Genomic DNA, 26,539 nt, shown 5'->3' on the forward strand with positions numbered 1-26,539 from the left:
GCCAACCTTAGCGCAAATGTGGATAGGACAGTGGCGATACAATGCATGAGAAAATACGGGAGAACTCTCTCGTATTTATAGGGTATGGAACCTCAGAGGCAAGTTTATGTCTCGCACTCTTGCTACAGGCTCGGACGTTTTTATACGGGGTATGTATTGTATACTGTCGCGGAGTTTGGCTTACTGACAGGATACATTCGGCTTGCGGTCGTTTGCTCAAACGATAGTGATTGCGTTAATGGGCGTCAGCTGAAATAATTATCTGATTTCTTAAGGGGATTCTGTGGCGCGCGTTCGAAGCGATTCCTTTTTGTATCCCCGCTTGGCGCGGCGTTTCTGCGGATAAGTGCGTCGATTTTATTCTTTTTGTTTTTGGAGATTTTCTGTTGATAAGCGTTCTTCTTGTTGATGACCACGAACTGGTGCGCGCAGGGATCCGACGCATTTTAGAAGATGTTAAAGGAATAAAAGTTGTTGGCGAAGCGCAGACCGGCGAAGACGCCGTAAAATGGTGCCGCGCCAATGAGGCTGACATCGTCCTTATGGACATGAACATGCCGGGAATAGGGGGGCTTGAGGCGACGAAAAAGATCCTCCGCTACTCTCCGGATATTAAAGTGATCATGTTGACGATTCATACGGAAAATCCGCTGCCGGCAAAAGTTATGCAGGCCGGAGCGTCAGGATACCTGAGTAAGGGAGCTGCGCCGGATGAAGTTATCAACGCGATCCGCGCTATTGCTTCCGGGCAGCGCTACATCGGTGCGGATATTGCTCGCCAGATGGCGCTAAGCCAGCTGGCGCCAGAGGCAGATACGCCGCTTTCCGCGCTGTCTGAACGTGAACTTCAGATTATGATGATGATCACCAAAGGGCTTAAGGTGAATGAAATCGCCGAGGCGCTGAATCTTAGCCCGAAAACGGTCAATAGTTATCGCTATAGAATGTTCAGCAAGCTTAACATCAGCGGCGACGTTGAGCTCACTCATCTGGCAATACGGCACGGCATCGTTTCATCGGATAAATTGCTAAACAGTGACTGAGCATTTTGACAGCAAGGCTTTTTTAAAGCACGTAACCAACGAGCCAGGGGTTTATCGTATGTACGATGCCTCTGGCGTTGTTATTTATGTGGGAAAAGCGAAGGATTTAAAGAAGCGCCTGTCCAGCTACTTCCGTCAAAACGTTTCCAGTAAGAAGACGGAGGCGTTGGTAAAAAGCATTCACTCCATTGATGTGACCGTCACTCATACGGAAACGGAAGCCCTGCTGCTGGAACATAACTATATCAAACTGTACCAGCCGCGTTATAACGTTTTACTTCGTGACGACAAGTCGTACCCGCTGATCTTTCTCAGTTCTGACAGGCATCCCCGCTTAAAGATTCACCGCGGCGCCAAACATGCGAAAGGGGAGTATTTCGGCCCGTTCCCCAACTCCGGTGCGGTGCGCGAAACGTTGGCGCTGCTACAGAAAATATTTCCCGTCCGCCAGTGCGAAGACAGCGTATATAGAAACCGTTCAAGGCCCTGTTTACAGTATCAAATTGGTCGCTGCCTGGGGCCCTGTGTTGAAGGTCTGGTGACGGATGAGGAATATCAAAAGCAGGTGAACTATATTCGCCTGTTTTTAGAAGGGAAAGATAGCCAGGTTCTCGATCAGCTCATTGCCAGTATGGAAGAGGCCAGTAAGGCGCTCAATTTTGAAGAGGCGGCCCGCATTCGCGACCAGATTCAGGCTATCCGTAGAGTTACTGAGAAACAGTTCGTCTCCGGCGACAGCGATGATTTGGACGTTATCGGCGTCAGCTATGAGTCAGGCATCGCCTGTATGCACGTACTGTTTTTACGGCAGGGAAAAGTGCTGGGCAGTCGCAGCTACTATCCTAAAATCCCCAAGGGAACCGATCTGGAAGAGGTTATCCAGACGTTTGTCGGGCAGTTTTATCTTCAGGGGAGCCAGTCAAGGTCGCTGCCTGGGGAAATCCTGCTGGACTTTAATCTGCCGGATAAAACTGCACTGGAAGAAACGCTTTCAGAAGTGGCGGGGCGGAAAATTCAGATTCAGACCCGCCCGCGGGGCGACCGGGCGCGCTATTTGAAGCTGGCCAGAACCAATGCCAGCATCGCGCTTAAAACTAAGCTGTCTCAGCAATCTACTGTCCATCAGCGCCTGACGGCGTTGGCCGAACTGTTAAATCTGCCCGAAATTAATCGCATGGAATGCTTTGACATTAGCCATACGATGGGGGAGCAAACGGTAGCATCGTGCGTAGTATTTGATAAAAACGGGCCACTAAGAGCGGAGTATCGGCGCTATAACATTACCGGCATTACCGGTGGGGACGATTATGCGGCTATGGCTCAGGTGCTCCGCAGGCGATACGGCAAGGCGTTGACAGAGGAAAAAATTCCCGACGTTATTTTCATCGACGGCGGCAAGGGGCAGTTGGGGCAGGCGATAGAGGTCTTTCATCAACTTGACGTCGCTTGGGACAAATCCAAACCGCGCCTGATAGGCGTAGCCAAAGGCAGCGATCGGAAGGTCGGTCTGGAAACGCTGTTTTTTGAGGCCGAAGGTGAGGGGATGTCTTTATCTCCCGATTCACCCGCATTACACGTAATTCAACACATTAGGGATGAATCGCACGATCACGCTATTTCCGGGCATCGGCAGCGCAGGGCTAAGGTGAAAAAGACCAGCTCGCTGGAGCATATCGAAGGCGTGGGGCCTAAGCGTCGCCAAACGTTGTTGAAATATATGGGCGGTTTACAGCCGCTGCTTAATGCTTCCGTTGAGGAAATCGCAAAAATTCCGGGAATATCGCAATCTTTGGCAGAAAAAATACACAATGCATTGAAACATTGAGGGCAATGTAGCAACATATAGCAAGCCCTCCCTAATTTATTCTGAGTGATAGAGCACCAGAACATTATGCGATTTAATATACCTACTCTGCTTACTCTGTTTCGCGTCATTCTGATTCCGTTTTTCGTATTGGCGTTTTATCTTCCCTATACTTGGGCTCCGTTAGCGTGCGCCTCTATCTTTGTCATTGCGGCGGTAACGGACTGGTTTGACGGTTTTCTGGCAAGAAAATGGAAGCAGACGACGAGGTTTGGCGCATTTCTCGATCCGGTTGCCGACAAAGTGATGGTCGCAACGGCGTTGGTGCTGGTGGTTGAACACTACAGCGTCTGGTGGATTTCACTGCCGGCTGCAACGATGATCGCTCGAGAAATTATTATTTCCGCCCTGAGAGAGTGGATGGCGGAAATCGGTAAGCGCAGTAGCGTGGCCGTCTCCTGGATTGGAAAGGTGAAAACCATGGCCCAGATGATGGCGCTGATCGGTTTGCTGTGGCGGCCTAATCAGTGGGTTGAGGTGCTGGGCTTTGTGCTTCTTTACATCGCCGCTATCCTTACGTTCTGGTCTATGTTCCAGTATTTGAAGGCTTCGCGTAACGATCTGCTGGAGCACTAGGCAATACGCCGGAAAAAGCAGCAAACGAACCAAATGTTTTAATAATTCTATTGACTCACCTCGTCAGGTAAGTAGAATGCACAGCATCCGATTGCGGCTGGGCCGCAGAGGGTAAGTGATTAAATCGGCAGCCTTTGCCGGTCGAACACGAAGCGGGAATAGCTCAGTTGGTAGAGCGCAACCTTGCCAAGGTTGAGGTCGCGAGTTCGAACCTCGTTTCCCGCTCCAATTCAACCCCCGCGGTTGAGTGTTAGGCGTATCAGATAAGGCGCGTTGGCAGAGTGGCCATGCAGCGGATTGCAAATCCGTCCACCTCGGTTCGACTCCGGGACGCGCCTCCAGCATCAGCCCGGGTGGTGGAATCGGTAGACACAAGGGATTTAAAATCCCTCGGCGGCAACGCCGTACGAGTTCAAGTCTCGTCCCGGGCACCATTCAAAATCAATAAAAAACAGTTTGATAGAACGAAAACGAGCCGCGATTTGCGGTTTTTTTATTGCCTGAAATTACGTCCTCCCGTTTTTACAGAACTATACTTATACCGAGCCAATAAAGGCACCGTAGCCCGTTTTGGACGAAGCAGACATCACAGCGGTGATTTATATTACGGATACCCACCCAATACAGGGCGCTGAGGGTATCGTCACAACCAAGCGAGGGAGCTATGGAAATACTGGAAGGCCACAACAAATTTTATGTTAATAATGAACAGGGCAACCTGGTGGCGGAGATTGTTTTCGTCCCTACGGGAGAGCATCTGAGCATCATCGAGCATACCGACGTCGACCCAAGCCTGAAAGGCCAAGGCGTTGGTAAGCAACTCGTTGCGCGCGTGGTCGAAAAAATGCGTCAGGAAAATCGCAAAGTCATTCCTCTTTGCCCGTTTGCGAAGCATGAGTTTGATAAAACCCGCGAATATGACGATATCCGCGCCTAAGCGTTGGTGGTGCAGTGAGCTGTCAGGTAGGCCGGTAAGTTGAAATATAGCTTTATCGCGTTTACTCTTTTAAAGGTATTAGTTGGTTATTGATGCAGAAAATGAGGTGTATATGGGTATTCTTTCATGGATTGTATTTGGCCTGATTGCGGGTATTTTAGCTAAGTGGATTATGCCGGGGAGAGACGGCGGCGGCTTTATAATGACGGTAATACTCGGCGTCGTCGGTGCAGTTGTTGGCGGCTGGATCAGCACCTTCTTCGGGTTTGGTAAAGTAGACGGTTTTAATATGGGCAGCTTTGTTGTTGCAGTTATTGGCGCGATTGTCGTGCTTGCAATATACAGAAAGCTTCGTAGCTAATAGAACCCCGCGCCCTAAAGTCTGCATGATTGCGGGCTTTTGGGTGTAAACCGTTTTCTCTTCCTATATTAGTATAGTTTCAGCGCCGTTATCCTTCGAATCATCCTGCCCTGAGCCATAGCGCGCAAGCCTGGTGCCTGCGTAGTAAAAAATGATGGTAATATAAGACTCATTTCTATAAGAAAAATGAGAATGCAGATGGACATATCCGACTTTCTTTTACAGGCCAGAAGGCTGAACCCTGAAGCAAAAGTTATGTTAACGCTTGAGCCGAATGCAGGCTCTGTCAGCGTTGAATGGGGCTGGGAGAAAGAGGGGCGGGAACGCTATTTTAAACATCGTATGCTGTTAAAAGAGCTGCAGTTTGATGAGGCAATTACGGCGTTTTTTTCTTCCTGCGTCATAGGTATGGAAAACGCCGCTAACCGGTAAAAACTTCGAGCAAGGTCTGGCATCGAACTAGCCGCTCAATGCCAATAGGCTATTTCTTCTGGTGCGACTTCTTCCTTAATACCACGAGCAGAGAACCAAGCAGGCCAATAACCAATAGCGCAATAGGAAGAATCATGAGGCCATTCATCACCAGCGCTTCATGGTGTTTAAAGAAGGGCGTTAGGCTTATCAGATAACCAATACTCGTCACTACGCCAACCCACAGAACGGCGCTAAGCCAGTTAAAGATTTGAAATCGTTTGCCGTCAAGCGCGGACAGACCAGCAATCGTAGGCAACAGCGTGCGGACGAACGCTAAGAATCGGCCTATCAGCAGCGCAAAGAAACCGTGTTGATGAAACAGGTTATGGGCGCGTTGATGATAGTGTGCCGGAATTTTTGCCATCCATCCCTGGACCGTTTTGGTTTTCCCTAACCATCTCCCCTGCAAATAGCTTAACCAACAGCCCAGCGCGGCGGCCGCTGAAAGTACGGCAAGCGTCAGAAGATAGTGAAGCGAGCCCTGGGCTATCAGCGCGCCGGCCAGCAGCAGGAGGCTGTCCCCCGGAAGAAATGCGGCGGGAAGCAGGCCGTTTTCCAGAAAGATAATGACGAAAAGAATGCCGTAAATGGCCCAAAGAAACTCCGGATTCGCCAACGTTTTAAAATCGTGTTGTAAAAGTGCGTGGAATAGATCTGTAATCGAACCCATTTTCTTTCCTAATATGTCATCGTAGAGCAACCTGAAGACTGTCAGACTTGGCGGTTACGGATGAGCGGATATACGGTAACTATATAGTAGCCATGAGCAAAAGGCTGAAAAGGTTAAGGGATTAACCAGCGGTGCTGCAAGTTTACCACGATGCCCCCAAGTGATACAGGCGATGGGGTAAGGATAGCATCAAAAGCGCACTGCACGGTTTTTAACGAGTCGTCATGGCGGGCGCACTAATTCACCCAATTTGCATGCTTTTCTGCGGTAGGATTTTCAGCAAATAGAGAAAAGCAGCGCGAATATTTCCGCTTGGTCAGGCAGCGCGTGTTGAAAAGTTGTACGATACCTTTCGTTATTGAGACACGCGTTCAGGATTTTCTCAAAGCGGTTTAACGCCGCTTGGGGCTATGTTAACGTAATCAGCGACTATTAAATATGTAAAGGTAAATATGATGGATATCGTCGATCGCTTTATTTCCTATACCAAGATCAATACGACTACGGACCGCGACAAGGGCGCTGCGGGCATTATGCCGTCATCGGAAGGGCAAAGGGTTTTAGCCAATCAGGTGGCTGAAGAGCTGCGCGCGCTTGGGCTTAAGGACGTCACGGTCAATGAGCGATCGATACTGACGGCAACGCTCCCCGCTAACGTTGATTATCCGCTGCCGACGGTGGCCTTTTTCGGCCATCTGGATACCAGCGCCGAGCAAACCAGCGATACTCACGCAAAAATCGTTTCCTATCAGGGGGGAGATATCTGCCTGAACGAAGAGCAGCAAATTTTCCTGCGGCAGAGCGAGTTCCCCGAGCTTCAAGAGTATGTAGGCGACGACGTTATCGTCACCGACGGTACCAGCCTGTTGGGCGCTGACGATAAGGCTGCTATTGCCTCCATTGTGAACATGGTTCAGTTTCTGTTAGCCCATCCGGAAATCAAGCACGGAACGGTAAAAGTCGGCTTGGTGCCTGATGAAGAGCAGGGGCTTCGCGGCGCGAAGGCGTTCGACGTTAAGGCCTTCGGCGCGGATTTTGCCTACACGCTGGACTGCTGCGGTATTGGCGAGCTGGTTTATGAGAACTGGAACGCGGGCGACGTGGAGCTGGTGTTTACCGGCCAGTCCGCTCACCCCATGTCGGCTAAAGGCCGATTGAAAAACTCTTTGCTGATGGCGCATAAATATATCGCCATGCTGCCGGGCGGTGAAGCGCCGGAGTATACAGAAGGCCGGGAAGGCTACTATTGGGTCAAACAGTTACAGGGTAACAGCGCCAAAACGGTGTTGAAGATGGACGTTCGGGACTTTACCGAGCAGGGATACCAGCACCGCATGCAGTTTTTATCTCGCTTGGCGCAGCACTGCGAAGACCTGTGGGGCGAAGGCAGCGTAACCTGCAAGCTGGCGGATCGCTATACCAACGTGTTTAATAGCCTGCAGGACGATGCCAGCTATCCTATCGATATCGCCGTGGACGCCTATCGGAGCCTGGGCATAGAGCCGAAGGTTATCCCGATGCGCGGCGGCTATGACGGCGCGGCGCTGTCGCAAAACGGGCTGCCCTGTCCAAACGTCTTTACCGGCGGGCACAACTTCCACTCGATTTACGAATATCTGCCGGTTAAATCCCTGAGGGCAGCAAGCAGCGTATTGGTGGAGATCGTTAAGCAGACCCACGAGCGTTTTGCTAAAGGCGCTTGAGGGCGCGGGTAGAAAATGAAGCGGGGCGCCTATTGGCGCCCCGTTTTACTTAACCATTACGGCGCTGTCTACTTAAGAAGATCCACCATTTCGACGGCATAGCCAATATAGTTGGCCGGCGTCATGCCCTTCAGGCGCGTTTTTTCCTCTGCCGGCAGCTCCAGTCCATCGATAAAGCGATGCATATCGGCCTGCGTTACGCGCTTGCCGCGAGTAAGCTCTTTCAGCTTTTCATAGGGCTTTTCAATTCCATAGCGGCGCATAACCGTTTGGATAGGTTCCGCCAACACTTCCCAGTTGTTATCGAGTTCTTCGCGCAGATGGCCTTCGTTCACTTCCAGTTTTTTAAGTCCCTTAAGGGTGGACTGGTAAGCAATGAGCGCGTAGCCGATGCCGACGCCGAGGTTTCTTAATACTGTGGAGTCCGTCAGATCGCGCTGCCAGCGGGATACCGGCAGCTTAGTGGCCAGGTGTCCCAGTACGGCATTAGCCAGCCCCAGGTTGCCCTCGGAGTTCTCGAAGTCGATAGGGTTCACTTTATGAGGCATCGTTGAGGAACCGATCTCCCCGGCGACGGTTTTCTGCTTAAAGTGGTTAAGGGCAATGTAGCCCCAAACGTCACGGTCAAGATCCAGCAGGATAGTGTTAAAGCGAGCGACACAGTCAAAGAGCTCGGCAATGTAGTCGTGCGGCTCAATTTGGGTTGTGTAGGGGTTCCAGGTTACGCCCAGAGAGGTCACAAACTCCTCGCTAAAGCGGTGCCAGTCAATCTCTGGGTAGGCTACCAGATGGGCGTTGTAGTTGCCGACGGCGCCGTTGATTTTGCCGAGAATATCTACCTTCGCCAATTGGGCATACTGCCGTTCCATTCGGTAGGCGACGTTAGCCATCTCTTTGCCGATGGTTGACGGCGTGGCAGGCTGCCCATGGGTTCGAGAAAGGAGGGGGATCGTGCGGTACTGCTCGGCCAGCGCCTTCACCGTATCGATAAGCGTGCGCCAGTTTGGCAGCAGCACGTCGCGGCGGGCTGTCGTCAGCATCAGCGCGTGGGACAGGTTGTTGATATCTTCCGACGTGCAGGCGAAGTGAATGAATTCCGATACTGCATTAAGTTCGGCTACGCCGGCGACTTTTTCTTTCAGGAAGTATTCCACCGCCTTAACGTCGTGGTTGGTTGTGCGCTCAATGGTTTTGATGCGGGCGGCGTCTTCCTGGTTAAAACTGGCGACGATATTATCAAGGTAATCGTTTGCTTCTTTGCTAAAAACGGGGACTTCCTTGATTTGTGCGCAGCTTGCCAGCTTTTGAAGCCAGCGAACTTCAACCGTTACGCGAAACTTCAGTAACCCGAATTCGCTGAAAATGGAGCGCAGAACGTCGACTTTGTCGCCATAGCGTCCATCAATCGGTGATACGGCGGTCAGTGAAGATAATTCCATCAATAGGACTCCTGAAGTCTGAATGTTTAACGATTTGAAAGAATCTGGTGCACCTGCGTAAGCAGGCGACTGCGTGAAAAAATGAACTGAAGCCGGCGGCCGCCTACCTGCTGCCATAAGACGGCGGCGCGAATGCCAGCCAGCAGCGCGGCGCGAACCTTCGCCTGGATCAGCGGTTTTTGTAGCGCTTCCGGCGCGCCCGTAACCTGAATTCTCGGCCCCAGCGGGCTGATAACGTCGACATAGATGTCGGCCAGCGCGTGGACGACGGTTTCGGAATCAATATCGAAGTGGAGCAATTGGCGCTCCACCTGAGAGATACGGTTAGAAAGCTCATCAAGAGCCTGAGGATTTGCCGACAGCTTGCGTTCAAGCACCGTCAGGCTGAGCAGGTAGCGGGTCAGGTCGGCGCTAAGCTCTTTGCGGCTGTTGGTAAGTACCGCAGGGAGCGACTCCAGCCCGAGGGTTAAATCGCTTTCCTGACCAAAAATAGCCAGCGTAGTGGGGGAATCCGTCACCATTATGCTGCGAAGAGACACTTGCAGAGCGTGCGCGTCGCACTGCCCGCCGAGCGCCAGCTGTTGAACCAGACGGGACGCCTGAGCGACGCCGGCCAGCGCGATCGTTATATCGTAATAATTTTTGGCCACGGTTAATCCTGTATGCGTTCTTCAATAATGGCGCCGCCGAGGCAGACTTCCCCTTGGTAAAACACGGCGGACTGTCCGGGAGTTACCGCCGCGACGGGTTCGTCAAAACGCACTTCCAGGCGATCGGGGCCCAGAGGCGTGACGGTACACGGAATGTCCTGTTGGCGATAGCGGGTTTTCACCGTACAGCGGAAGGTCTCGGTAACTTCATTTCTGTCGACCCAGTGCAGCTGTTGAGCTATAAGTCCGGTGGAAAACAGGCTAGGGTGGTCGTGGCCCTGTGCGACGATTAAGCGATTGGCCGTCAGATCCTTATCAACCACGTACCAAGGGTCTTCACCACCGTCTTTCATTCCACCGATGCCTAAACCTTTACGTTGACCCAGAGTGTGGTACATCAACCCCTGATGTTTGCCGATAACCTCGCCGTCCACGGTGACGATATCGCCCGGCTGAGCCGGCAGGTAGCGGGCCAGAAAGTCTTTAAACTTTCTCTCGCCGATAAAGCAGATGCCGGTAGAGTCTTTTTTCTTGGCCGTGACTAAATCGAGCTCCTCGGCAATGCGGCGCACTTCCGGCTTTTCCAGTTCGCCAACCGGGAACAGGCTTTGGGCGACCTGCTCATGGCTGAGCGTATAGAGAAAATAGCTTTGGTCTTTATTGTCGTCTACGCCGCGCAGCAGGCGGCTTTTGCCGTCAAAGTCCTGACGGCGGACATAGTGACCGGTTGCGATATAGTCTGCTCCCAGGTCTTCTGCTGCGAACTCAAGAAAGGCTTTAAACTTGATTTCTTTATTGCACAGAATATCGGGGTTTGGCGTGCGCCCGGCCCGGTACTCGGCCAGGAAGTGCTCAAATACGTTATCCCAGTATTCGGCAGCGAAGTTAATGGTGTGGAGCTCTATGCCCAATTTGTCGCAAACCGCCTGCGCATCGGCCAGATCGGTCGCGGCCGAGCAGTATTCATCAGAGTCGTCTTCTTCCCAGTTCTTCATAAACAGGCCAACGACCTGATAGCCCTGCTGTAAAAGCAGATAGGCTGAGACTGAGGAATCAACACCGCCGGACATTCCGACAACGACTTTTTTCTGACGATTATCTGACATAGGTCTCTCGTGTAGCTAGTGAATGCTGCTGTTGCTGTATAACACAATAACCGCTGATTCTATCACGTTGTAAGGCCGTTGGCACCGCCAATCTAGCCGCCAAAATAGGTCAAAATATCCAGCGGATAGCGCGTTGGCTGCAGATAGTGCAGCAAGCTTTCTTTTACCAGTGGCGAACGTAGGTTAGGCGAGGTAAGAATATCGTCCGCGCTCAGCCACAGGCAGCGATCGATATCGGCGTCGTTTGGCGAAGCGGCCACCATGCTTTCTAAGTCAATAGAAAACGTGAAGCGGATAAACGGCGTTCCGTCCGGCGCCAGCCACTGGTAAATGCGGAGCAGTTCCTGAGGGCGAGCCCGTATGCCGGTTTCTTCCCACAGCTCGCGGGCGGCGCCGTCCAGCACGGTTTCCCCGGCTTCCAGATGGCCCGCCGGCTGGTTTAGCGTCGGGCGGCCGTTGATGCGTTCTTCCACCATAAGAAATCGGCCTTCGGCCTGAACAACGCAGGCCAACGTTACGTGGGGCTTATACTGAGTTTCAGACACTATGCACCTCTCTCCATTCACCCGGTTGGAGCCCCTCTAGCGTCCAGCCGTCTACGCTATAGCGAATTAGCCGCAGGGTAGGGAAGCCAACGTGGGCCGTCATTCTTCGCACCTGCCGGTTTCTGCCTTCGTGCAGGGTTATCTTAATCCACTGGGTAGGAATTGACTTGCGCTCGCGGATTGGGGGCGTGCGCGGCCACAGCCATTCAGGTTCATCAACCAGCTCAGCTCCAGCGGGAAGCGTAGGGCCGTCGTTTAAGGTTACGCCTCGGCGAAGTTTCTCTAACGCGCTTTCATCTGGAATACCTTCCACCTGAACAAAATAAACTTTATGAACTTTATGTTGTGATTGTGTTAATTTTGCCTGCAGGCGGCCGTCATTTGTGAGAACAATAAGCCCTTCACTGTCGCGATCGAGGCGACCGGCGGCGTATACGCCGGGGATCGGCACGTAATCTTTCAGCGTTTTTCTTCCCGCTTCATCGGTAAATTGAGGTAGGACATCAAAGGGTTTATTTAGCAAAATAAGGCGTCGAGGCCCTTTAAATTCAAGAGCTTTTGTCTTTTTTGGCCGCCGACGGCTGGCGGAATTTTTTTTAGTGGCTAATGTTAACATGGCGTTCTGTGCGTTGAATCGTTAAACCATTATACCCGAAAACATTTTTTATTGGCGGTGACAAATTATTCAAGTAGTATCATCGTGAGTCTTACAAAAAATTAACAAACAGGTCCTCAGAGGAGAGTTTGATGGAAAGCAAAGTTGTTGTACCGGCTACAGGCAAAAAAATTACGATGAATGCCAAAGGTAAACTCGACGTTCCGCACGATCCTATTATCCCCTACATTGAGGGTGACGGCATTGGTGTTGACGTAACGCCGGTGATGATTGAGGTTGTTGATGCCGCAGTACAGAAAGCCTATGGCGGTGAACGTAAAATTTCCTGGATGGAAATTTATACTGGGGAAAAATCGACAGAGCTGTACGGTAAAGACGTCTGGCTGCCGGATGAAACGCTGGACTTTATTCGAGAATACAAAGTAGCGATCAAAGGCCCCTTGACGACGCCGGTAGGCGGCGGTATCCGTTCACTTAACGTAGCGCTGCGTCAGCAGCTCGATCTTTACGTGTGTCTGCGGCCCGTTCGCTACTACGAAGGCACGCCAAGCCCGCTGAAAAATCCTGAACTGACTGATATGGTTATCTTCCGTGAAAACGCAGAAGACATCTACGCCGGCGTTGAGTGGAAGGCGGGAACGGCGGAAGCCGATAAGGTTATCAAGTTCCTGCGAGAAGAGATGGGCGTAACGAAAATTCGCTTCCCTCAGCAGTGCGGCATCGGCATCAAGCCGTGTTCAGAGCAGGGCAGCAAGCGCCTGATCCGCGCCGCTATTGAATATGCGATTGATAACGGACGTGAGTCCGTCACGCTGGTTCACAAAGGCAACATCATGAAGTTCACCGAAGGCGCCTTCAAGGACTGGGGTTATCAGCTGGCCAAAGAGGAGTTCGGCGGCGAGCTGCTGGACGGCGGCCCGTGGATGAAAATCAAGAATCCGAAAAACGGCAAAGACATTATTATTAAAGACGTGATTGCCGACGCCTTCCTGCAGCAAATCCTGCTGCGCCCGGCTGAGTATGACGTTATCGCCACTATGAACCTGAACGGAGACTACATCTCTGATGCGCTGGCCGCACAGGTTGGCGGCATCGGTATTGCTCCGGGCGCTAACATCGGCGACGAGTGTGCGCTGTTTGAAGCTACTCACGGTACGGCGCCTAAGTATGCGGGGCAGGATAAGGTCAATCCGGGCTCGGTTATTCTGTCTGCCGAGATGATGCTGCGTCACATGGGCTGGTTCGAGGCCGCCGACCTGATTGTTAAAGGTATGGAAGGCGCTATCAAGAACAAGACCGTGACCTACGACTTTGAACGCCTGATGGACGGCGCTAAGCTGCTGAAATGTTCAGAGTTTGGCAAGGCGATGATTGCGAATATGTAATCAGAAACGGTAGGGCTAAAAACGGGAGCGTAGGCTCCCTTTTTTATGACTCATATCATGAGTAAAGTGCGTTTGTGGTTGAATTATGACTTAATATATCTTTTCTTTTTAGAATAGCCTGATGCATCAAGATATAGCCACAGGCGACCATAAGGCCGAATAGCGTTGATAGAGTCAGAATAAGCGGCTTACTAGGGCCATCCTTTTTTACCGGCCAATTGGGAGCCATTTGGTATTTGTAAGGCTGGAACGCTACATCTTGGATGTTGATTTTTTCCATTCTATTTAAACGCATCTCTCTGTTTTGAATTGATGCGTTTAAGTGGGCAACGTCCGTAATAGATTGCTCTATTTTTAGCTTTTGCGCTAAACCGTCAGAACCTAAGGCAACGGAGTAGTTGGGATCGTCTTTAACCGCTAAGCCACTGCTGTACACTGGCTGCTTGATTCCTGCGGCATTAGCGACTTCCAGCGAATAGTTAAGGCGCAGTATATTTATATTGCGTTCGTTTTCTAGCGCTTTTCGTTCTAACGCTAGGCTATCCTTTTCTGTTTGGATTTTTAATGCTAACGAGCTAAGCAGATCGTTAATAACTTCTTTTCTTACTATTGTTGAAACATAGTCAATGTAGCCACTAAGGACCGTTTGTGCGTCATCTGCTGTGGCTGCGGTAAACTTAAGCGTCCAGGACGTATATGGACGAGGCTCTTTTTGACTCAATGAACCACTGGACATCAATTCCAGCAGTTCTGTCGTTTTAACTATTAGCCGACGGCGAGCTTCAGCATCAAAGCTACTGTTTGCCAGCTGTTTCATTATGTAAGGAGACTGACTTAAGTACTCTTCCTGAAGAGTAGAGGAATCAAATCGTTTGATGAACTGTTGGTAAAGCGTATTCGCATCGACATCATAATTTATATCTAATGCACGAAGCTCGGTCAGTTCTTTTTTGATTTGAATTAGCTCGGGCATCTCCGGAGGAATGACGATTGCTTGGCTTGTCCATTTTTGAGGTAATAGTAAAGATAGCAGCAGGCCGCTCAATCCAAAAAAAAGCACAATGACAAATAGGCATTTCTTTTTTAAAAGAAGCGTTTCCATCAGAATATATAGATCTACGTCATCTCGCGAATCGGGAAACATGGAAGATGAGCATTGAGACTGCGGGTAAAGGCATCTTTTATTGATGTTGTTTTCCATAATGCATAACGGCAGTTGTTAAGAGTTACTCTTTATTTTGTTGTATTGTAATGGCGCTTCTTTACCACTTAAGGCGGATACCACCAATTGGACTTTTGTCTTCCTGATGTTGAGAAGCTTTGATACTTCATCAGGACTTTTTCCTGCATTGGTCATACTCAGGATGGTTTCTTTGTGGGGGCTCTCATAGGTTGTATATATGTATTTTATTTGAAAGGATTTTTTGCAGTTTTTACAGTAGTAACGTTGTAAACCCGCTCGCGATTTCCCATGCTTCCTGACGCAGTTCTCTCCGTTGCATAAATGGCATATAGTCGGCTTATTCTTTAAATTAGGCATTTTTGTACTTTTATTTTTTATATAAATTATGAATGATGGGTATTTTAAACGCTCAATAAGTGCCTGTAGATATTTATATCCGATAGATTGTTCTTTACTATTAACCTGGCAATTTCAATTATTTTATTTTATATAACAACACTTTTAATTTATAGCATTTTGTTAATTTGTTTAATCTTTATTAGGATTGCAAGTATAATAATATTATATTTTTCAATGTGATACTGGCAATGTGATTTTTATTAGGATGCACAAAAAGATTTTACCGAAGAGAAAAATTAACTTTTTGTGCAATTATTTATTATCAAGATAATAGTTTCTTATGTTATTAAGGGTTGGGCTGAATGGTTTAGAAATAATTACCTATAACTTATTGTATTCATTGTCTGTTTGTATGTTTTTTATTTTTTGGTGAAAATATTCCTTGCTTGAGATTTTTTCGGACATTATTGTAATGCTTTGATAAGCCAAGCTGGCTTCTTATTTTATATCTTTACCAGCATTCTTTTAATTTATTGATGATTAGAAGGGAAACGATCGCTGTGGCTAACGTCAAGAACCTTAGCCTTAAGTAATTAAGAACTGCTGCGTTATATCTACATAACATATTAATTATGCCAATAAGAAAGTCGATTGTTAAAGATACGCTTCTGTGGGTTGAAAAACATATTGAAGATGACATAGATATAAGTCAGGTCACTGAAATATCTGGATACTGTAGGCGGCAAATTCAAACCGTATTTAAGCTATATACGAGAGAGAATCTCGGTTGCTATATTCGTCAGAGAAAGCTGTCCCGAGCCTCTATGCTGCTGAAATTAACCAACTTGCGCATTGGCGACATTGCTCACAAGATGGGGTTTGAGTCTTCTCAAAGCTTTAATAGGGCTTTTAAGAAGCATTTTGGCTGTACTCCTCTTCAGTTTAGAAACGCCCTGGATTGGGATTTCTCCAGATTTCGAGCGGCAATAAATCTTGATGGCCACGACTATGGCGCTGTAATTCCTGAACTATGCTATTTAAAGAAGGTTTTCCATACCGTTTTAGAAGTGATGTATCAGGAACCGGAGCTCTCAATAGTCAGTGACAATAGTAAAGTGTTAAAGCTGTCATTAATTAGGGATAACATGCGGCTTTTAGCGACTAATATATGCATGCTTTACGATCTTAAGCTCGACAGCAGGGTTTCAGGAGCGCTTACCATTGCGTGTACAGTGGCGACAGAACGGACAAGAAGCGTAAGCACCGTCGTTAACGTTGAAGGGCGATACGCCAAGTTTCACTTTGACGGCAGCGTTGAAAACTTTTTCCACTTTTCTCGGTATATTTATACTAACGTTTTGCCGAAATATCGTATAAAGCGGCGAGAGGGGAAGGATATTGAAATATTTACCTATAACGGTGCAATTTTCAGAGATAGGGTAAATATAAAGTGTGACTACTATGTTCCTGTTGTCTAGATTTTATTTATAGGGTACAGAATTGAGAATAGCCCCACAAATGCAGGGCTAATGAAGAAACTTGAGGGAAAAGCGACTCACTAATTGATTACTTTTATCCCTTATTTTTCAGGTCAAAGCTGGTTATCAGGTTTCTATAGTCGGGAATATGATTAGAGAAAAGCGCCGCCAAGCCTTCAATGTCGTTTCGCCAATCGCGATGGAGCTCGCAGGCAACGCCAAACCAAGTCATTAGCTGCGCCCCGGCCTGCGACATTCTGTCCCAGGCGGAATGACGGGTGAGTTCGTTAAACGTACCGGAAGCGTCCGTCACGACAAAAACCTCAAACCCTTCCTCAATAGCCGACAGGGCCGGGAAGGCCACGCATACTTCAGTCACCACGCCGGCGATAATCAGCTGCTTTTTCCCGGTGGCCTTAACCGCTTTGACGAAGTCTTCATTATCCCAGGCGTTAATGTTGCCAGGGCGGGCTATATAAGGCGCATCCGGAAACAGCGCTTTTAGTTCGGGAACCAAAGGGCCGTTAGGGCCAGTTTCAAAGCTGGTGGTCAGGATCGTCGGGAGTTTGAAATATTTTGCAAGATCGGCCAGAGCGAGAACGTTATTTTTGAACCTGTCGGGATCGATATCTCGAACTAAAGAGAGCAGGCCGGCCTGATGGTCAACGAGAAGAACCGCGGCGTTGTTTTTATCGAGCTTGACATAAGGTTTAGCCATGATGTTTTTAACTCCTTTTGTATAAGACAGAGTGCAGAACTCAAGTTTTTTTGTAACCAGATAGGATTACGAACATCCTTTTAACTATAGACAAGAGAAAGGAGAATTGTGAAAAATAGGCCAGCTGAACGTGGCCGGGGGCCGTAAGAGGGCGACCGGTTGGAGGACTGGCGCTAAAAACGACGGATAGGGACATGGTTGATTTCAATATTTACAGCCTTAAACGTGCGCCTTAAAAAGTGCGCAGGCTTTATCTGTTCATTTTTTCAGCATAAATGACGAGGCCACTTCGACACTTCTGCTGAAAAAGGGAACATGTCTGTAATAAAAAATTTATTTTTCTTTATTTTCATGTGATTAAGTATTTCTCAGTTTGGCACGCAACGTGCATTTTCAAATGCAGCTTCATTTAGATAAATATCTCTATCCGATGAAGCCCGCTTCAGTGATATTCCAACGTTAATTTTCTCACACGGTTACGACGAGCCGCCTGCGCATTCATATCGCCAGAGCTGCGCTTTCTGTGGGCCGTGTAGCAACTGATGACTTAGGGCCTATCCTATAAGGCTCTTAGGGAGTACGTATGAATGGTCGCGATCTAACCGGTCCCGGATGTTTTTCAGCGTCCGATATGGCCCATATTGCAGAAGATGCCGGGATTTATAAAACGAATAAACCGCTGTTTCAAACCTACATATCCGCCATATTGGCGGGCGCATTTATTTCTATCGCGTTTGTTTTTTACATTACCGCGACAACGGGGACTGCTGACGTGCCGTTTGGCTGGTCCAAATTTCTTGGCGGCGCCTGCTTTTCTCTGGGACTTATGCTGGTCGTCGCCTGCGGCGTCGATTTGTTTACCTCTACGATTTTAACCTGCGTAGCGAAAGCGGGGGGCAGGATTAGCGGGAGCCAGATGGCGGCTAACTGGCTTAATGTTTATATCGGCAATTTTATCGGCGCGCTGTCTTTAGTCGCCATTATGTGGTTTGCAGGTCAACACGTTTTAGACAATGGGCAGTGGGGATTGAACGTACTAAACACCGCCCAACATAAGTTGGAACACAGCTTTATAGAGGCGGTTTTTTTAGGAATTATGGCTAATGTGATGGTTTGTTTAGCCGTCTGGATGAGCTATGCGGGAAAAAGCCTGATAGATAAAATGTTTATTCTCATTTTGCCCATCAGTATGTTCGTCGCCAGCGGCTTTGAGCACAGTATCGCTAATATGTTCATGATCCCTATGGGGATTATAATAAAGGACTTCGCGACGCCTGAGTTTTGGCATTCTGTTGGCGCTGACCCACAGAGATTTGCTGACTTAACGGTAAGCCATTTTCTTGTAAAAAACCTATTGCCGGTAACTATTGGGAATATTCTGGGAGGAATGATGGTTGGGCTTCCCTTCTGGTATATGTACCTTAGAAAGCCTCACGAAGGAAAGGCTTCATCGGAGCTGGCGTTACATAAATAATCGTCGATTTTTAAGCCCTGACGTTAGCCAGGGCTTAACCTGAACGGGGGTTAAAATCCGATCCCACCGCCTATACCGATACTCACACCTGAAGTCCCACCCGATGCGCCTACGCCCGTTGCCGTATTCGCGGAACATGCGGTCAGCAACAGCAGAAGGGAGAGTATTAACATTTTTTGCACGACGTTTCCTCCACTGTAAACGTAACGCCCAATATACATAAAAATTTATGCAAGTGAATACGCAGTGGCGGAGAGTGACGCTTTTTAAACGTATTAATACGATAAATATATTTTATTCAACGGCAAGCGCAGATTTTTCTTTTGTATAAATATATTTAAGCTGAAATGACTTTTGGCAGCTCATGCAACGATAGCGTTGTGCCTTTGTCTTACTATAGCCATAACGTATAACGCTGCGATGATTACTACAAATAGGGCATTTGGGAAGCGGAACCGTATAACAGGACATAGGCAATCCTAAATATTATTTGTGCTTCATTTTGAAAAATTCTCAATCTTGGTATTTTAAAATTATAGTTAAGTGAATATACTTAATAAAATTGTTTTTACAGATCGAATTCAGTTTATTAATAGTTTTTAGCTATTGTAATCTTTTGATTGATCGTTGTATATAATCACAGTCTGTTTTTGTTGTTTTAAAAATTTCAATGAAAACATGATATTGTTTTTTATTCTCTTATTGTCTAATTTATGTTTGTTGTTTCTATCTTTAATTAATGAATGTTGATTAAATAGAGGGGTTTTTTATTGTCAATTTATTATTTTATTCACTCTATTAATTCCTTTTTCTATTTTTTCCTTTTTTGATTTTTATTATATTTTATCCTGTTTGTTTTTTGGTTTTATGATAGTTAATGTGTGTTATTTTTGCTGGGGTGTTTTTCTATCTCTATGTTTTGATTGTTAAAAATTTTGTTCATTAACATTTTTCTGATTTTTAGTCAGTTAAAGTCCATATTGACTAGTATGCCTATGTTGATATGCAGGCCGTAGCGATTGTAACGAGACAGCCGTACATTTTATTCCACCACTTGATGACTTAACGGACTCTCGGCTGATATTGTAGTCGCGTTGTGAAATCACGAAAAAACAGGAGCCGCGCTGTGATTAACGTTATCACCTCCATTCCCGAACTGCGGGAGAGAATCAAATCTTGGAAACAGGAAGGGAAAAGCGTCGGGTTAGTGCCGACAATGGGATTTCTTCACGAAGGGCATCAGAGCCTGATGCATAGGGCCAAGATCGAAAACGATAAAGTAGTGGTATCTATTTTCGTTAATCCTATGCAGTTTGGGCCAAAAGAAGATTTAGCCAGCTATCCTCGCGATTTTGAGCGAGACAGCCAGTGCTGTGCGGAAGAGGGCGTGGACGTCATTTTTCACCCTGAGGCGACAGAGATGTACAGTAAGAACTTCTCCAGCTACGTCGACATGACGGGGCTAACGGAAGAGCTGTGTGGCAAAAGCCGCCCGGGGCACTTTAGGGGAGTATGTACCGTGGTGTCCAAGCTGTTCAATATCGTTCAACCGGACCGCGCTTACTTTGGTGAAAAAGATGCTCAACAGCTGGCGGTTATTAGACGCATGGTCAGGGATTTGAATATTGACGTAAGCGTTGTCGGCTGTCCTATCGTTCGTGAGGCGGACGGCTTGGCCAAAAGTTCCCGTAATAGCTATTTGGATCTCGAACAGCGCAGGGCGGCGGTCTGCTTATATCGGGCAATTCAGCTTGCCCAAAAGCTGGTTTTCGATGGAGAAAGAGACGGTTTAGTGCTGGCTTTGCGCCTGAAAGACGAAATCAAACGAGAGCCTCTGGCGAAGGTCGACTATATCAGCCTGGTTGATGCCGATAGCCTAAGGCCAGTAGAGCGCATTGAAGATCGAACGCTCTGTGCGTTGGCCGTTTATATCGGCAGCACGCGGTTGATAGATAACTGTACGCTGTCCGTTTAACCGCGTGATATGAGTTTAGGAACCCATGTAGCCGCATGGGTTCCTAATAGATAGTTGATTAAAGGCCGTACAGGGGACGTATTTAGATCGCTAGCTGCGGATTTTGGCGGCAAAAGTCAGCAAGATGTTCAATAAGCGCTCGAACTCTGGCCGGAACGTAGCGCTGCTGTGACCACACGGCATAGATATCTCGCGGGGCGCCTTGCCATTCGGGCAGTACTCGAACCAGCTTTCCGCTGCGCAGCTGGCCATGGCATAGGCTAATGGGGCAAAACAAGATCCCTAAACCAGCCTGCGCAGCCTGAAGCGCTAAATAGACGCCATTAACACAAAATTTTCCCTGTGGCTGCCAGCGTACGATCTCCCCGCTTTGACTGTGTTGCATTGTCCAGGTAGACAGCGGTGAGCTGACGACCAGATCGTGTAGCTCCAGATCGTCTACTGATTTAAGCGGCTCGCGCTTTGCCAGATAGTCGGGGGAGGCTACCAACAGGACTTCTTTTGCCTGCCCTAATCTACGCATGTTAAGCAATGAGTCGGGCTGTGCGCCAACGCGAATGGCTACGTCGGCGCAGTGTCCTATCAGATCCTGAGTATAATTATCCAGTTCCAGCTCGAGGCGGACTTCTGGATATTGGGCTAAAAAGGTCATCCAGGCCGGCGCCAGATTGTCATTAGCCAAATCTACCGGAGCCAGAACTCGGAGAAGGCCGCTAACCTGATGGAGCGTAACGTCCAGTTTGGCGGTTGCCTGCTGTAGAGAATGAACCAGCGGCCTACACTGCTCGTAGTATTGCCATCCTTCTCGCGTTGGCGTCATTCGCCGAGCGCTGCGATGCAGCAGGCGACAGCCCAAATGCTGTTCCAGCTTCTGCAGTCGGCGCGTTAGTGTCGGGGCCGGGATTGAGGCTTTCTTGGCTGCCGCGCGCAAACTTCCCGTTTCTACAATGCTTACAAACAGCGCTAATTCATCCAGCATGATTTCATTTTCGAAATTTAAGTTTCAATTTATCAATATATTTTCATTAATCATCATTGTCTAGACTTTCTCTGCTGTCTTTTAACAGCTTTATCCAGGGAGAGAATAGCCGTGAATAGCAAAGCCAAAATCACCTCCTCGATTGGAAGAACGAACTAATCTGAGCATCGCCACTTATTTTTCACAACATTAATCTTTATTAATACAAGAGGTTATTATGATAATTCGTAGATTGGGTAAAAACGGTCCGCGGGTCTCAGCCATTGGGCTTGGCTGTATGGGAATGAGCGCTTTTTATGGCGCGCATGATGATGACGAGTCGTTAAGAACGATTCGTCACGCGTTGGATAACGGGATTAATTTTCTCGATACGTCGGATATGTATGGCCCTTATATTAATGAGCGGTTGGTTGGTCGAGCGATTCAGGGAAGGCGAGATGAAGTCTTTCTAGCCACTAAATTTGGCATCCAGCTCAATCCGAACGATCCTGCTGCGCGCGGCGTTAACGGCAGGCCTGAATACGTTCATGCCTGCTGTGATGCCAGCCTGAAGCGCCTCGGCGTTGACTACATCGATCTGTATTACCAGCATCGTATCGATCCCAATGTGCCTATTGAGGAGACGGTCGGCGCTATGGCGGAACTCGTTCAGGCGGGCAAAGTGCGCTATCTCGGCCTGTCCGAAGCTTCGTCCCAAACGTTGGAGCGAGCGCACAGGACGCACCCGATTACGGCGCTGCAAAGCGAATATTCTCTGTGGACTCGAGATCCCGAGAATTCGGTTCTTGCCGCTTGCGACCGATTGGGCATTGGCTTTGTTCCCTATAGTCCGCTTGGTAGAGGCTTTCTAACCGGTACGATAAAAAGCCCGGATGACTTTACCGCTGATGATTTTCGTCGTGATAATCCGCGTTTTCAGGGGGACAACTTTATTCACAATCTGCAACTGGTTGAAAAAGTGACCTCCTTGGCGCAGGACAAAGGCTGTACCCCGGCACAGCTAGCGCTCGCATGGGTATTGGCGCAAGGGGAGCATTTAGTACCTATTCCCGGTACTCGAAAAATCAAAAATTTGGACGAAAACCTCGGGGCGCTGAACGTTAAGCTGAATGACCGTGAATTAGCTGAAATTGACGCCGTTTTTCCGTCCGATGCCGCTAGCGGCACGCGCTATACGGAAAATGTCATGCACATGGTGGAAATTTAATTATGCAAAGTTATCGTTTCAAGCAGTTCGGCAGTTTGGATTATTTGGTGCCTCATCAGGAGGAGATGCCCGAACCTCAGGCGCGGGAAGTGTTGGTACGGATCAGCGCCACGTCGCTTAATTATCGCGATTTGGCCATTATGAACGGCCAATATACGCTTCCCGCCGGCGCTGGGCATATCCCACTGTCCGACGCCGCTGGAGATGTAGTGCGTGTCGGTGAGCGCGTCGAGCGTTTTAAGGTGGGTGATAGGGTCGTGAATACCTTCATGCCGCGCTGGTTTGGAGGGGTTTTTCAGGCATCATCCCGTAACGAGCTGTACGGCAGCGATCGCGACGGTTGGTTAACCGAATACAAAGTCGTTAGCGAAGAGTCGCTGTTATCACTGCCGGACTACTTAAGCTATGAGGAAGGCGCGACGCTTCCCTGTGCGGCGGTCACCGCTTGGACGGCGCTCAATGGCGACAGGCCGATTAAGGCTGGAGAAACCGTATTAACCTTGGGGTCAGGTGGCGTTTCACTGTTTGCTATCCAGTTGGCCAAATCAATGGGAGCAAAAGTTATCGCTACCACATCCAGCGAGGCTAAGGCTGTTCGGCTGAGAACGTTAGGGGCAGATGAGGTTATCAACTATGTTCAACATCCCCAGTGGAGCCAGGAAGTTTTACGTTTAACCAACGAGCAAGGCGTTAACAGGGTGGTTGAGGTCGGTGGCCCAGGAACATTGAATCAGTCGATTCAGTCCGTTTGTATTGGCGGTGAATTAGCGCTGATTGGATTTGTCGCTCAGGACGCCGCAGCGATAGATTTCTTCAGCCTGTTTAAAAGCGCTGCCCGTTTCCGAGTGATAAGCGTGGGATCGCGAGAGGATTTTGAGCAAATGAACCGGGCGTTAGTTCAGCATAAAATTATGCCGGTTATCGATCGCGTATTTCCGTTTACGCAGGTTAGAGAGGCCTGGCAGTATTTCGGCTCACGCCAGCACGTGGGGAAGGTTGTTATTAGCCATTAGTCGCGCATGCCTCAAAGCCAGAAGATGGCTTTGGGGTGCTTAGTAAGCCCAAGTAAACCCAGCGATGAATGTTGAGGGTTCTTGCCTGCGGCTTATTCAGAGAGGTTAGCGGTTCAGGCTATAGCTGCCCGACGGCGATGAGATAAAAATTCCTCACGGCGTGGCAGAGAAGGGATGCTATCATTGCCGCCCATTGGCCCTTTTACTTCATCCGGAATTTTCACCGTGACCTCATTTGCTGAACTTAATGCGCTTCCTGCGGAGCAACTCTCCAACCTTACCGAACTGGGTTATTTGACGATGACGCCGGTTCAGGCCTCGGCGCTACCGGCGATCCTTGCCGGGAAAGACGTTCGTGCACAGGCGAAAACCGGCAGCGGCAAAACCGCCGCGTTTGGTCTGGGCCTGTTACAGCACATCGAGGCAGGACGGTTTAACACTCAGGCGCTGGTGCTGTGTCCGACACGCGAACTTGCCGATCAGGTTGCAAACGAGCTGCGCCGACTGGCGCGGTACAGGCCAAACATTAAGGTGCTGACGCTTTGCGGCGGCGTTCCATTCAATATCCAACGCGATTCCCTGAGCCACGCGCCTCATATTATTGTCGCGACGCCGGGGCGGCTGTTGGAGCACCTGAAAAAGGAGACGGTAAGCCTTGATGCTTTACGGACGCTGGTGCTGGATGAAGCCGATCGGATGCTTGATATGGGCTTTGCCGACGACATCGACGCGGTGATCGCCTACGCGCCCACTCAGCGTCAGACGCTGCTGTTTTCCGCCACCTGGCCCGACGCTATTGCTGCCATTAGCCGCCGCATTCAGCACGATCCGCTCGTAGTTGAAACTGACACCGTGGACGAGTTGCCTGCGGTTGAACAGCAGTTTTATGAGATTTCCCGCAGCGGAAAAATCGACCTGTTGCAGAAGCTATTGAGCCGTGATCAGCCTGCCTCCTGCGTGGTGTTCTGCAATACCAAAAAAGACTGTCAGGCGGTATGCGACGCTCTGAACGACAGTAACCAGAGCGCCCTGGCGCTGCACGGCGACATGGAGCAGCGCGACCGCGATCAGACGCTGGTGCGTTTTTCTAACGGCAGCAGCCGCGTGCTGGTGGCGACCGACGTCGCTGCGCGAGGGCTGGACATTAAAGCGCTGGAGATGGTGATCAACTACGAGCTGTCGTGGGATCCGGAAGTGCACGTTCACCGTATCGGCCGCACCGCTCGCGCCGGAGAAAGCGGGCTGGCCATTAGCCTCTGCGCACCGGAAGAGGCCCAGCGCGCCAATGCGCTGGAGGATATGCTCAATATGAAAATCCACTGGCAGCCTGCGCCGACCGGCCTGCGCATCACCCCGCTGGAAGCCGTCATGGCGACGCTGTGTATCGACGGCGGTAAGAAAGCCAAAATGCGCCCGGGCGATATTTTGGGCGCGTTAACCGGCGATATCGGGCTAGACGGCGCAGACATTGGCAAGATTGCGATCCACCCCGTGCACGCGTACGTAGCGGTGAAGCAGTCGGTGGCGCGCCACGCGTGGAAGCAGCTGCAGCAGGGGAAGATTAAGGGGAAGGCGGTGAAGGTGAGGTTGTTGAAGTAGACAAAGCGGAAAATAAAAATCCACGCGGTTGCGTGGATTTTTCGGATAGCAAAGGCAATTAGACGTTGAACAAGAAGTTCATCACGTCGCCGTCTTTAACGATATAGTCCTTACCTTCAGAACGCATCTTGCCGGCCTCTTTAGCGCCTTGCTCACCCTTGTAGGTGATGAAGTCGTCAAAGGAGATAGTCTGGGCGCGGATAAAGCCTTTTTCGAAGTCGGTGTGGATTTTACCCGCCGCCTGAGGCGCGGTAGCGCCGACGGGGATGGTCCAGGCGCGGACTTCCTTAACGCCTGCAGTGAAGTAGGTTTGCAGATTTAGCAGTTCGTAGCCCGCGCGGATCACGCGGTTCAGACCTGGCTCTTCAAGACCCAGTTCAGCCATGAATTCTTCACGGTCTGCGTCGTCCAGTTCGGCAATATCAGATTCAACGGCTGCGCACACGGCAACAACGACAGAGCCTTCAGCAGCGGCAATTTCACGCACTTTATCCAGATAGGGGTTATTTTCGAAGCCGTCTTCGTTGACGTTGGCGATATACATCGTTGGTTTCAGCGTCAGGAAACTCAGGTATTTGATAGCCGCCTTATCTTCTTCCGTCAGGCTCTTCAGCGCGCGCAGCATGCCGGCGTTTTCCAGATGGGGCAGGCATTTTTCCAGTGCGGCCAGCTCAGCTTTTGCATCTTTATCGCCGCCTTTGGCTTTCTTTTGTACGCGGTGAATAGCGCGTTCGCAGGCTTCCAGGTCGGACAGCGCCAGCTCGGTGTTAATAACATCGATATCTTCTGCGGGATCCACCTTGTTATTCACGTGAATAATGTTGTCGTTTTCAAAGCAGCGCACGACGTGGCCGATAGCTTCAGTTTCGCGGATGTTGGTCAGGAACTGATTGCCAAGGCCTTCGCCCTTGGACGCGCCTTTCACCAGGCCGGCAATATCGACGAATTCCATCGTTGTAGGCAGGGTGCGCTGCGGCTTAACGATTTCGGCCAACTGGTCGAGGCGAGGATCTGGCATGGGAACGACACCGGTATTAGGCTCGATGGTACAGAACGGAAAGTTGGCCGCTTCAATACCCGCCTTGGTTAACGCGTTGAACAGGGTGGATTTCCCCACGTTTGGCAGTCCGACGATGCCGCATTTGAATCCCATAGCTTATATCACCTTAAATCGTTTAATATCAATGAATTATTTTATCTTTGCG

Annotated in this window: 26 protein-coding genes and 3 tRNA genes; 17 read left to right on the forward strand and 12 right to left on the reverse strand. The window is 49.4% G+C overall.

Translation table 11 applies throughout. The annotated features are described in order from the left end of the window. Nucleotides 1-386: 386 nt before the first annotated feature. The 9 genes from uvrY to V8L73_RS08195 all read left to right on the forward strand — a co-directional run bounded on the left by uvrY (nt 387) and on the right by V8L73_RS08195 (nt 5,213). Nucleotides 387-1,043: a UvrY/SirA/GacA family response regulator transcription factor gene (uvrY, locus tag V8L73_RS08155; protein WP_027273440.1), complete on the forward strand. Its 657-nt coding sequence runs from the start codon at nt 387-389 to the stop codon at nt 1,041-1,043. Then, on the forward strand, nt 1,036-2,868 hold the full coding sequence (uvrC, locus tag V8L73_RS08160) for an excinuclease ABC subunit UvrC (protein WP_027273439.1): 1,833 nt from the start codon (nt 1,036-1,038) through the stop codon (nt 2,866-2,868). The genes uvrY and uvrC overlap by 8 nt, the downstream gene beginning before the upstream one ends. A gap of 66 nt (nt 2,869-2,934) precedes the next feature. Continuing rightward, nucleotides 2,935-3,483 carry a CDP-diacylglycerol--glycerol-3-phosphate 3-phosphatidyltransferase gene (gene pgsA / locus V8L73_RS08165; RefSeq protein ID WP_027273438.1) on the forward strand — a complete coding sequence of 183 codons (549 nt, stop codon included), beginning with the start codon at nt 2,935-2,937 and terminating at the stop codon, nt 3,481-3,483. 152 nt (nt 3,484-3,635) lie between these two features. Continuing rightward, nucleotides 3,636-3,711 (forward strand) — tRNA-Gly (locus V8L73_RS08170). A gap of 39 nt (nt 3,712-3,750) precedes the next feature. Further along, nucleotides 3,751-3,824, forward strand: a tRNA-Cys gene (locus tag V8L73_RS08175). A 6-nt stretch (nt 3,825-3,830) separates the two neighbouring features. Beyond that, a tRNA-Leu gene (locus V8L73_RS08180) sits at nt 3,831-3,917 on the forward strand. A gap of 230 nt (nt 3,918-4,147) precedes the next feature. Continuing rightward, nucleotides 4,148-4,420: a GNAT family N-acetyltransferase gene (locus tag V8L73_RS08185; protein ID WP_027273437.1), complete on the forward strand. Its 273-nt coding sequence runs from the start codon at nt 4,148-4,150 to the stop codon at nt 4,418-4,420. 112 nt (nt 4,421-4,532) lie between these two features. Beyond that, the gene (locus V8L73_RS08190) at nt 4,533-4,781 is read left to right on the forward strand and encodes a GlsB/YeaQ/YmgE family stress response membrane protein (RefSeq protein ID WP_261832837.1); all 249 of its coding nucleotides are present in this window, start codon (nt 4,533-4,535) and stop codon (nt 4,779-4,781) included. A 192-nt stretch (nt 4,782-4,973) separates the two neighbouring features. Continuing rightward, nucleotides 4,974-5,213, forward strand: a complete 240-nt coding sequence (locus tag V8L73_RS08195; RefSeq protein WP_347254590.1) for a hypothetical protein — start codon at nt 4,974-4,976, stop codon at nt 5,211-5,213. A 49-nt stretch (nt 5,214-5,262) separates the two neighbouring features. On the opposite strand, the gene V8L73_RS08200 is transcribed toward V8L73_RS08195, so the two are convergent. Beyond that, on the reverse strand, nt 5,263-5,925 hold the full coding sequence (locus V8L73_RS08200) for a DedA family protein (protein ID WP_027273434.1): 663 nt from the start codon (nt 5,923-5,925) through the stop codon (nt 5,263-5,265). Nucleotides 5,926-6,380: 455 nt separating this feature from the next. Between V8L73_RS08200 and pepT the strand changes: the two genes are divergently transcribed. Further along, nucleotides 6,381-7,628, forward strand: coding sequence for a peptidase T (pepT, locus tag V8L73_RS08205; RefSeq protein WP_261832830.1), 1,248 nt, complete (start codon nt 6,381-6,383; stop codon nt 7,626-7,628). Nucleotides 7,629-7,696: 68 nt separating this feature from the next. Here the strand turns inward: pepT and purB are convergent, their stop codons facing one another. The 5 genes from purB to rluE form a co-directional block, all read right to left on the reverse strand. Then, nucleotides 7,697-9,067: an adenylosuccinate lyase gene (gene purB / locus V8L73_RS08210; RefSeq protein WP_347254591.1), complete on the reverse strand. Its 1,371-nt coding sequence runs from the start codon at nt 9,065-9,067 to the stop codon at nt 7,697-7,699. A 26-nt stretch (nt 9,068-9,093) separates the two neighbouring features. Beyond that, entirely contained in the window at nt 9,094-9,717 is a 624-nt protein-coding gene (gene hflD / locus V8L73_RS08215; RefSeq protein WP_347254592.1) for a high frequency lysogenization protein HflD, read from the reverse strand. Nucleotides 9,718-9,719: 2 nt separating this feature from the next. After that, the gene (gene mnmA / locus V8L73_RS08220) at nt 9,720-10,823 is read right to left on the reverse strand and encodes a tRNA 2-thiouridine(34) synthase MnmA (protein ID WP_347254593.1); all 1,104 of its coding nucleotides are present in this window, start codon (nt 10,821-10,823) and stop codon (nt 9,720-9,722) included. 92 nt (nt 10,824-10,915) lie between these two features. Beyond that, nucleotides 10,916-11,299 carry an NUDIX hydrolase gene (locus V8L73_RS08225; RefSeq protein ID WP_347254806.1) on the reverse strand — a complete coding sequence of 128 codons (384 nt, stop codon included), beginning with the start codon at nt 11,297-11,299 and terminating at the stop codon, nt 10,916-10,918. 61 nt (nt 11,300-11,360) lie between these two features. Further along, nucleotides 11,361-11,984, reverse strand: a complete 624-nt coding sequence (gene rluE, locus V8L73_RS08230; protein WP_347254594.1) for a 23S rRNA pseudouridine(2457) synthase RluE — start codon at nt 11,982-11,984, stop codon at nt 11,361-11,363. Nucleotides 11,985-12,115: 131 nt separating this feature from the next. On the opposite strand from rluE, the gene icd reads away from it, so the two are divergent. After that, nucleotides 12,116-13,369 carry an NADP-dependent isocitrate dehydrogenase gene (gene icd / locus V8L73_RS08235; RefSeq protein ID WP_347254595.1) on the forward strand — a complete coding sequence of 418 codons (1,254 nt, stop codon included), beginning with the start codon at nt 12,116-12,118 and terminating at the stop codon, nt 13,367-13,369. 55 nt (nt 13,370-13,424) lie between these two features. Here the strand turns inward: icd and wzz(fepE) are convergent, their stop codons facing one another. Then, nucleotides 13,425-14,471: an LPS O-antigen length regulator Wzz(fepE) gene (wzz(fepE), locus tag V8L73_RS08240; protein WP_347254596.1), complete on the reverse strand. Its 1,047-nt coding sequence runs from the start codon at nt 14,469-14,471 to the stop codon at nt 13,425-13,427. Between the two features lie 117 nt (nt 14,472-14,588). Further along, a complete protein-coding gene (locus V8L73_RS19840; RefSeq protein WP_420864717.1) occupies nt 14,589-14,909 on the reverse strand; it encodes a transposase in 321 nt (106 codons plus the stop codon). 614 nt (nt 14,910-15,523) lie between these two features. On the opposite strand from V8L73_RS19840, the gene V8L73_RS08245 reads away from it, so the two are divergent. Further along, nucleotides 15,524-16,369, forward strand: coding sequence for a helix-turn-helix domain-containing protein (locus V8L73_RS08245; RefSeq protein ID WP_027273425.1), 846 nt, complete (start codon nt 15,524-15,526; stop codon nt 16,367-16,369). A gap of 94 nt (nt 16,370-16,463) precedes the next feature. On the opposite strand, the gene ycaC is transcribed toward V8L73_RS08245, so the two are convergent. Continuing rightward, a complete protein-coding gene (gene ycaC, locus V8L73_RS08250; RefSeq protein WP_027273424.1) occupies nt 16,464-17,087 on the reverse strand; it encodes an isochorismate family cysteine hydrolase YcaC in 624 nt (207 codons plus the stop codon). A gap of 583 nt (nt 17,088-17,670) precedes the next feature. Between ycaC and focA the strand changes: the two genes are divergently transcribed. Continuing rightward, entirely contained in the window at nt 17,671-18,561 is an 891-nt protein-coding gene (focA, locus tag V8L73_RS08255; RefSeq protein ID WP_051155554.1) for a formate transporter FocA, read from the forward strand. A 294-nt stretch (nt 18,562-18,855) separates the two neighbouring features. Here focA and V8L73_RS19845 read toward each other — a convergent pair whose 3' ends face one another. Further along, nucleotides 18,856-19,032 (reverse strand): transposase, encoded by a 177-nt coding sequence (locus V8L73_RS19845; RefSeq protein WP_420864718.1) that lies wholly within the window; start codon nt 19,030-19,032, stop codon nt 18,856-18,858. Nucleotides 19,033-19,687: 655 nt separating this feature from the next. Between V8L73_RS19845 and panC the strand changes: the two genes are divergently transcribed. Further along, on the forward strand, nt 19,688-20,536 hold the full coding sequence (panC, locus tag V8L73_RS08260; RefSeq protein ID WP_347254597.1) for a pantoate--beta-alanine ligase: 849 nt from the start codon (nt 19,688-19,690) through the stop codon (nt 20,534-20,536). A gap of 82 nt (nt 20,537-20,618) precedes the next feature. Here panC and V8L73_RS08265 read toward each other — a convergent pair whose 3' ends face one another. Beyond that, a complete protein-coding gene (locus tag V8L73_RS08265) occupies nt 20,619-21,515 on the reverse strand; it encodes a LysR family transcriptional regulator (RefSeq protein ID WP_347254598.1) in 897 nt (298 codons plus the stop codon). Nucleotides 21,516-21,732: 217 nt separating this feature from the next. Here V8L73_RS08265 and V8L73_RS08270 point away from each other — a divergent pair, with 217 nt between their 5' ends. The 3 genes from V8L73_RS08270 to dbpA all read left to right on the forward strand — a co-directional run bounded on the left by V8L73_RS08270 (nt 21,733) and on the right by dbpA (nt 25,334). Beyond that, nucleotides 21,733-22,722, forward strand: a complete 990-nt coding sequence (locus V8L73_RS08270) for an aldo/keto reductase (RefSeq protein ID WP_347254599.1) — start codon at nt 21,733-21,735, stop codon at nt 22,720-22,722. 2 nt (nt 22,723-22,724) lie between these two features. After that, entirely contained in the window at nt 22,725-23,735 is a 1,011-nt protein-coding gene (locus V8L73_RS08275) for an NAD(P)-dependent alcohol dehydrogenase (RefSeq protein WP_347254600.1), read from the forward strand. A 225-nt stretch (nt 23,736-23,960) separates the two neighbouring features. Then, a complete protein-coding gene (dbpA, locus tag V8L73_RS08280) occupies nt 23,961-25,334 on the forward strand; it encodes an ATP-dependent RNA helicase DbpA (protein WP_347254601.1) in 1,374 nt (457 codons plus the stop codon). Nucleotides 25,335-25,392: 58 nt separating this feature from the next. On the opposite strand, the gene ychF is transcribed toward dbpA, so the two are convergent. Beyond that, on the reverse strand, nt 25,393-26,487 hold the full coding sequence (ychF, locus tag V8L73_RS08285; protein ID WP_027273418.1) for a redox-regulated ATPase YchF: 1,095 nt from the start codon (nt 26,485-26,487) through the stop codon (nt 25,393-25,395). Nucleotides 26,488-26,539: the final 52 nt, after the last annotated feature.

It is taken from the genome of Leminorella grimontii, assembly GCF_039789245.1.
In the GTDB taxonomy this organism is placed as follows: Bacteria; Pseudomonadota; Gammaproteobacteria; order Enterobacterales; family Enterobacteriaceae; genus Leminorella; species Leminorella grimontii.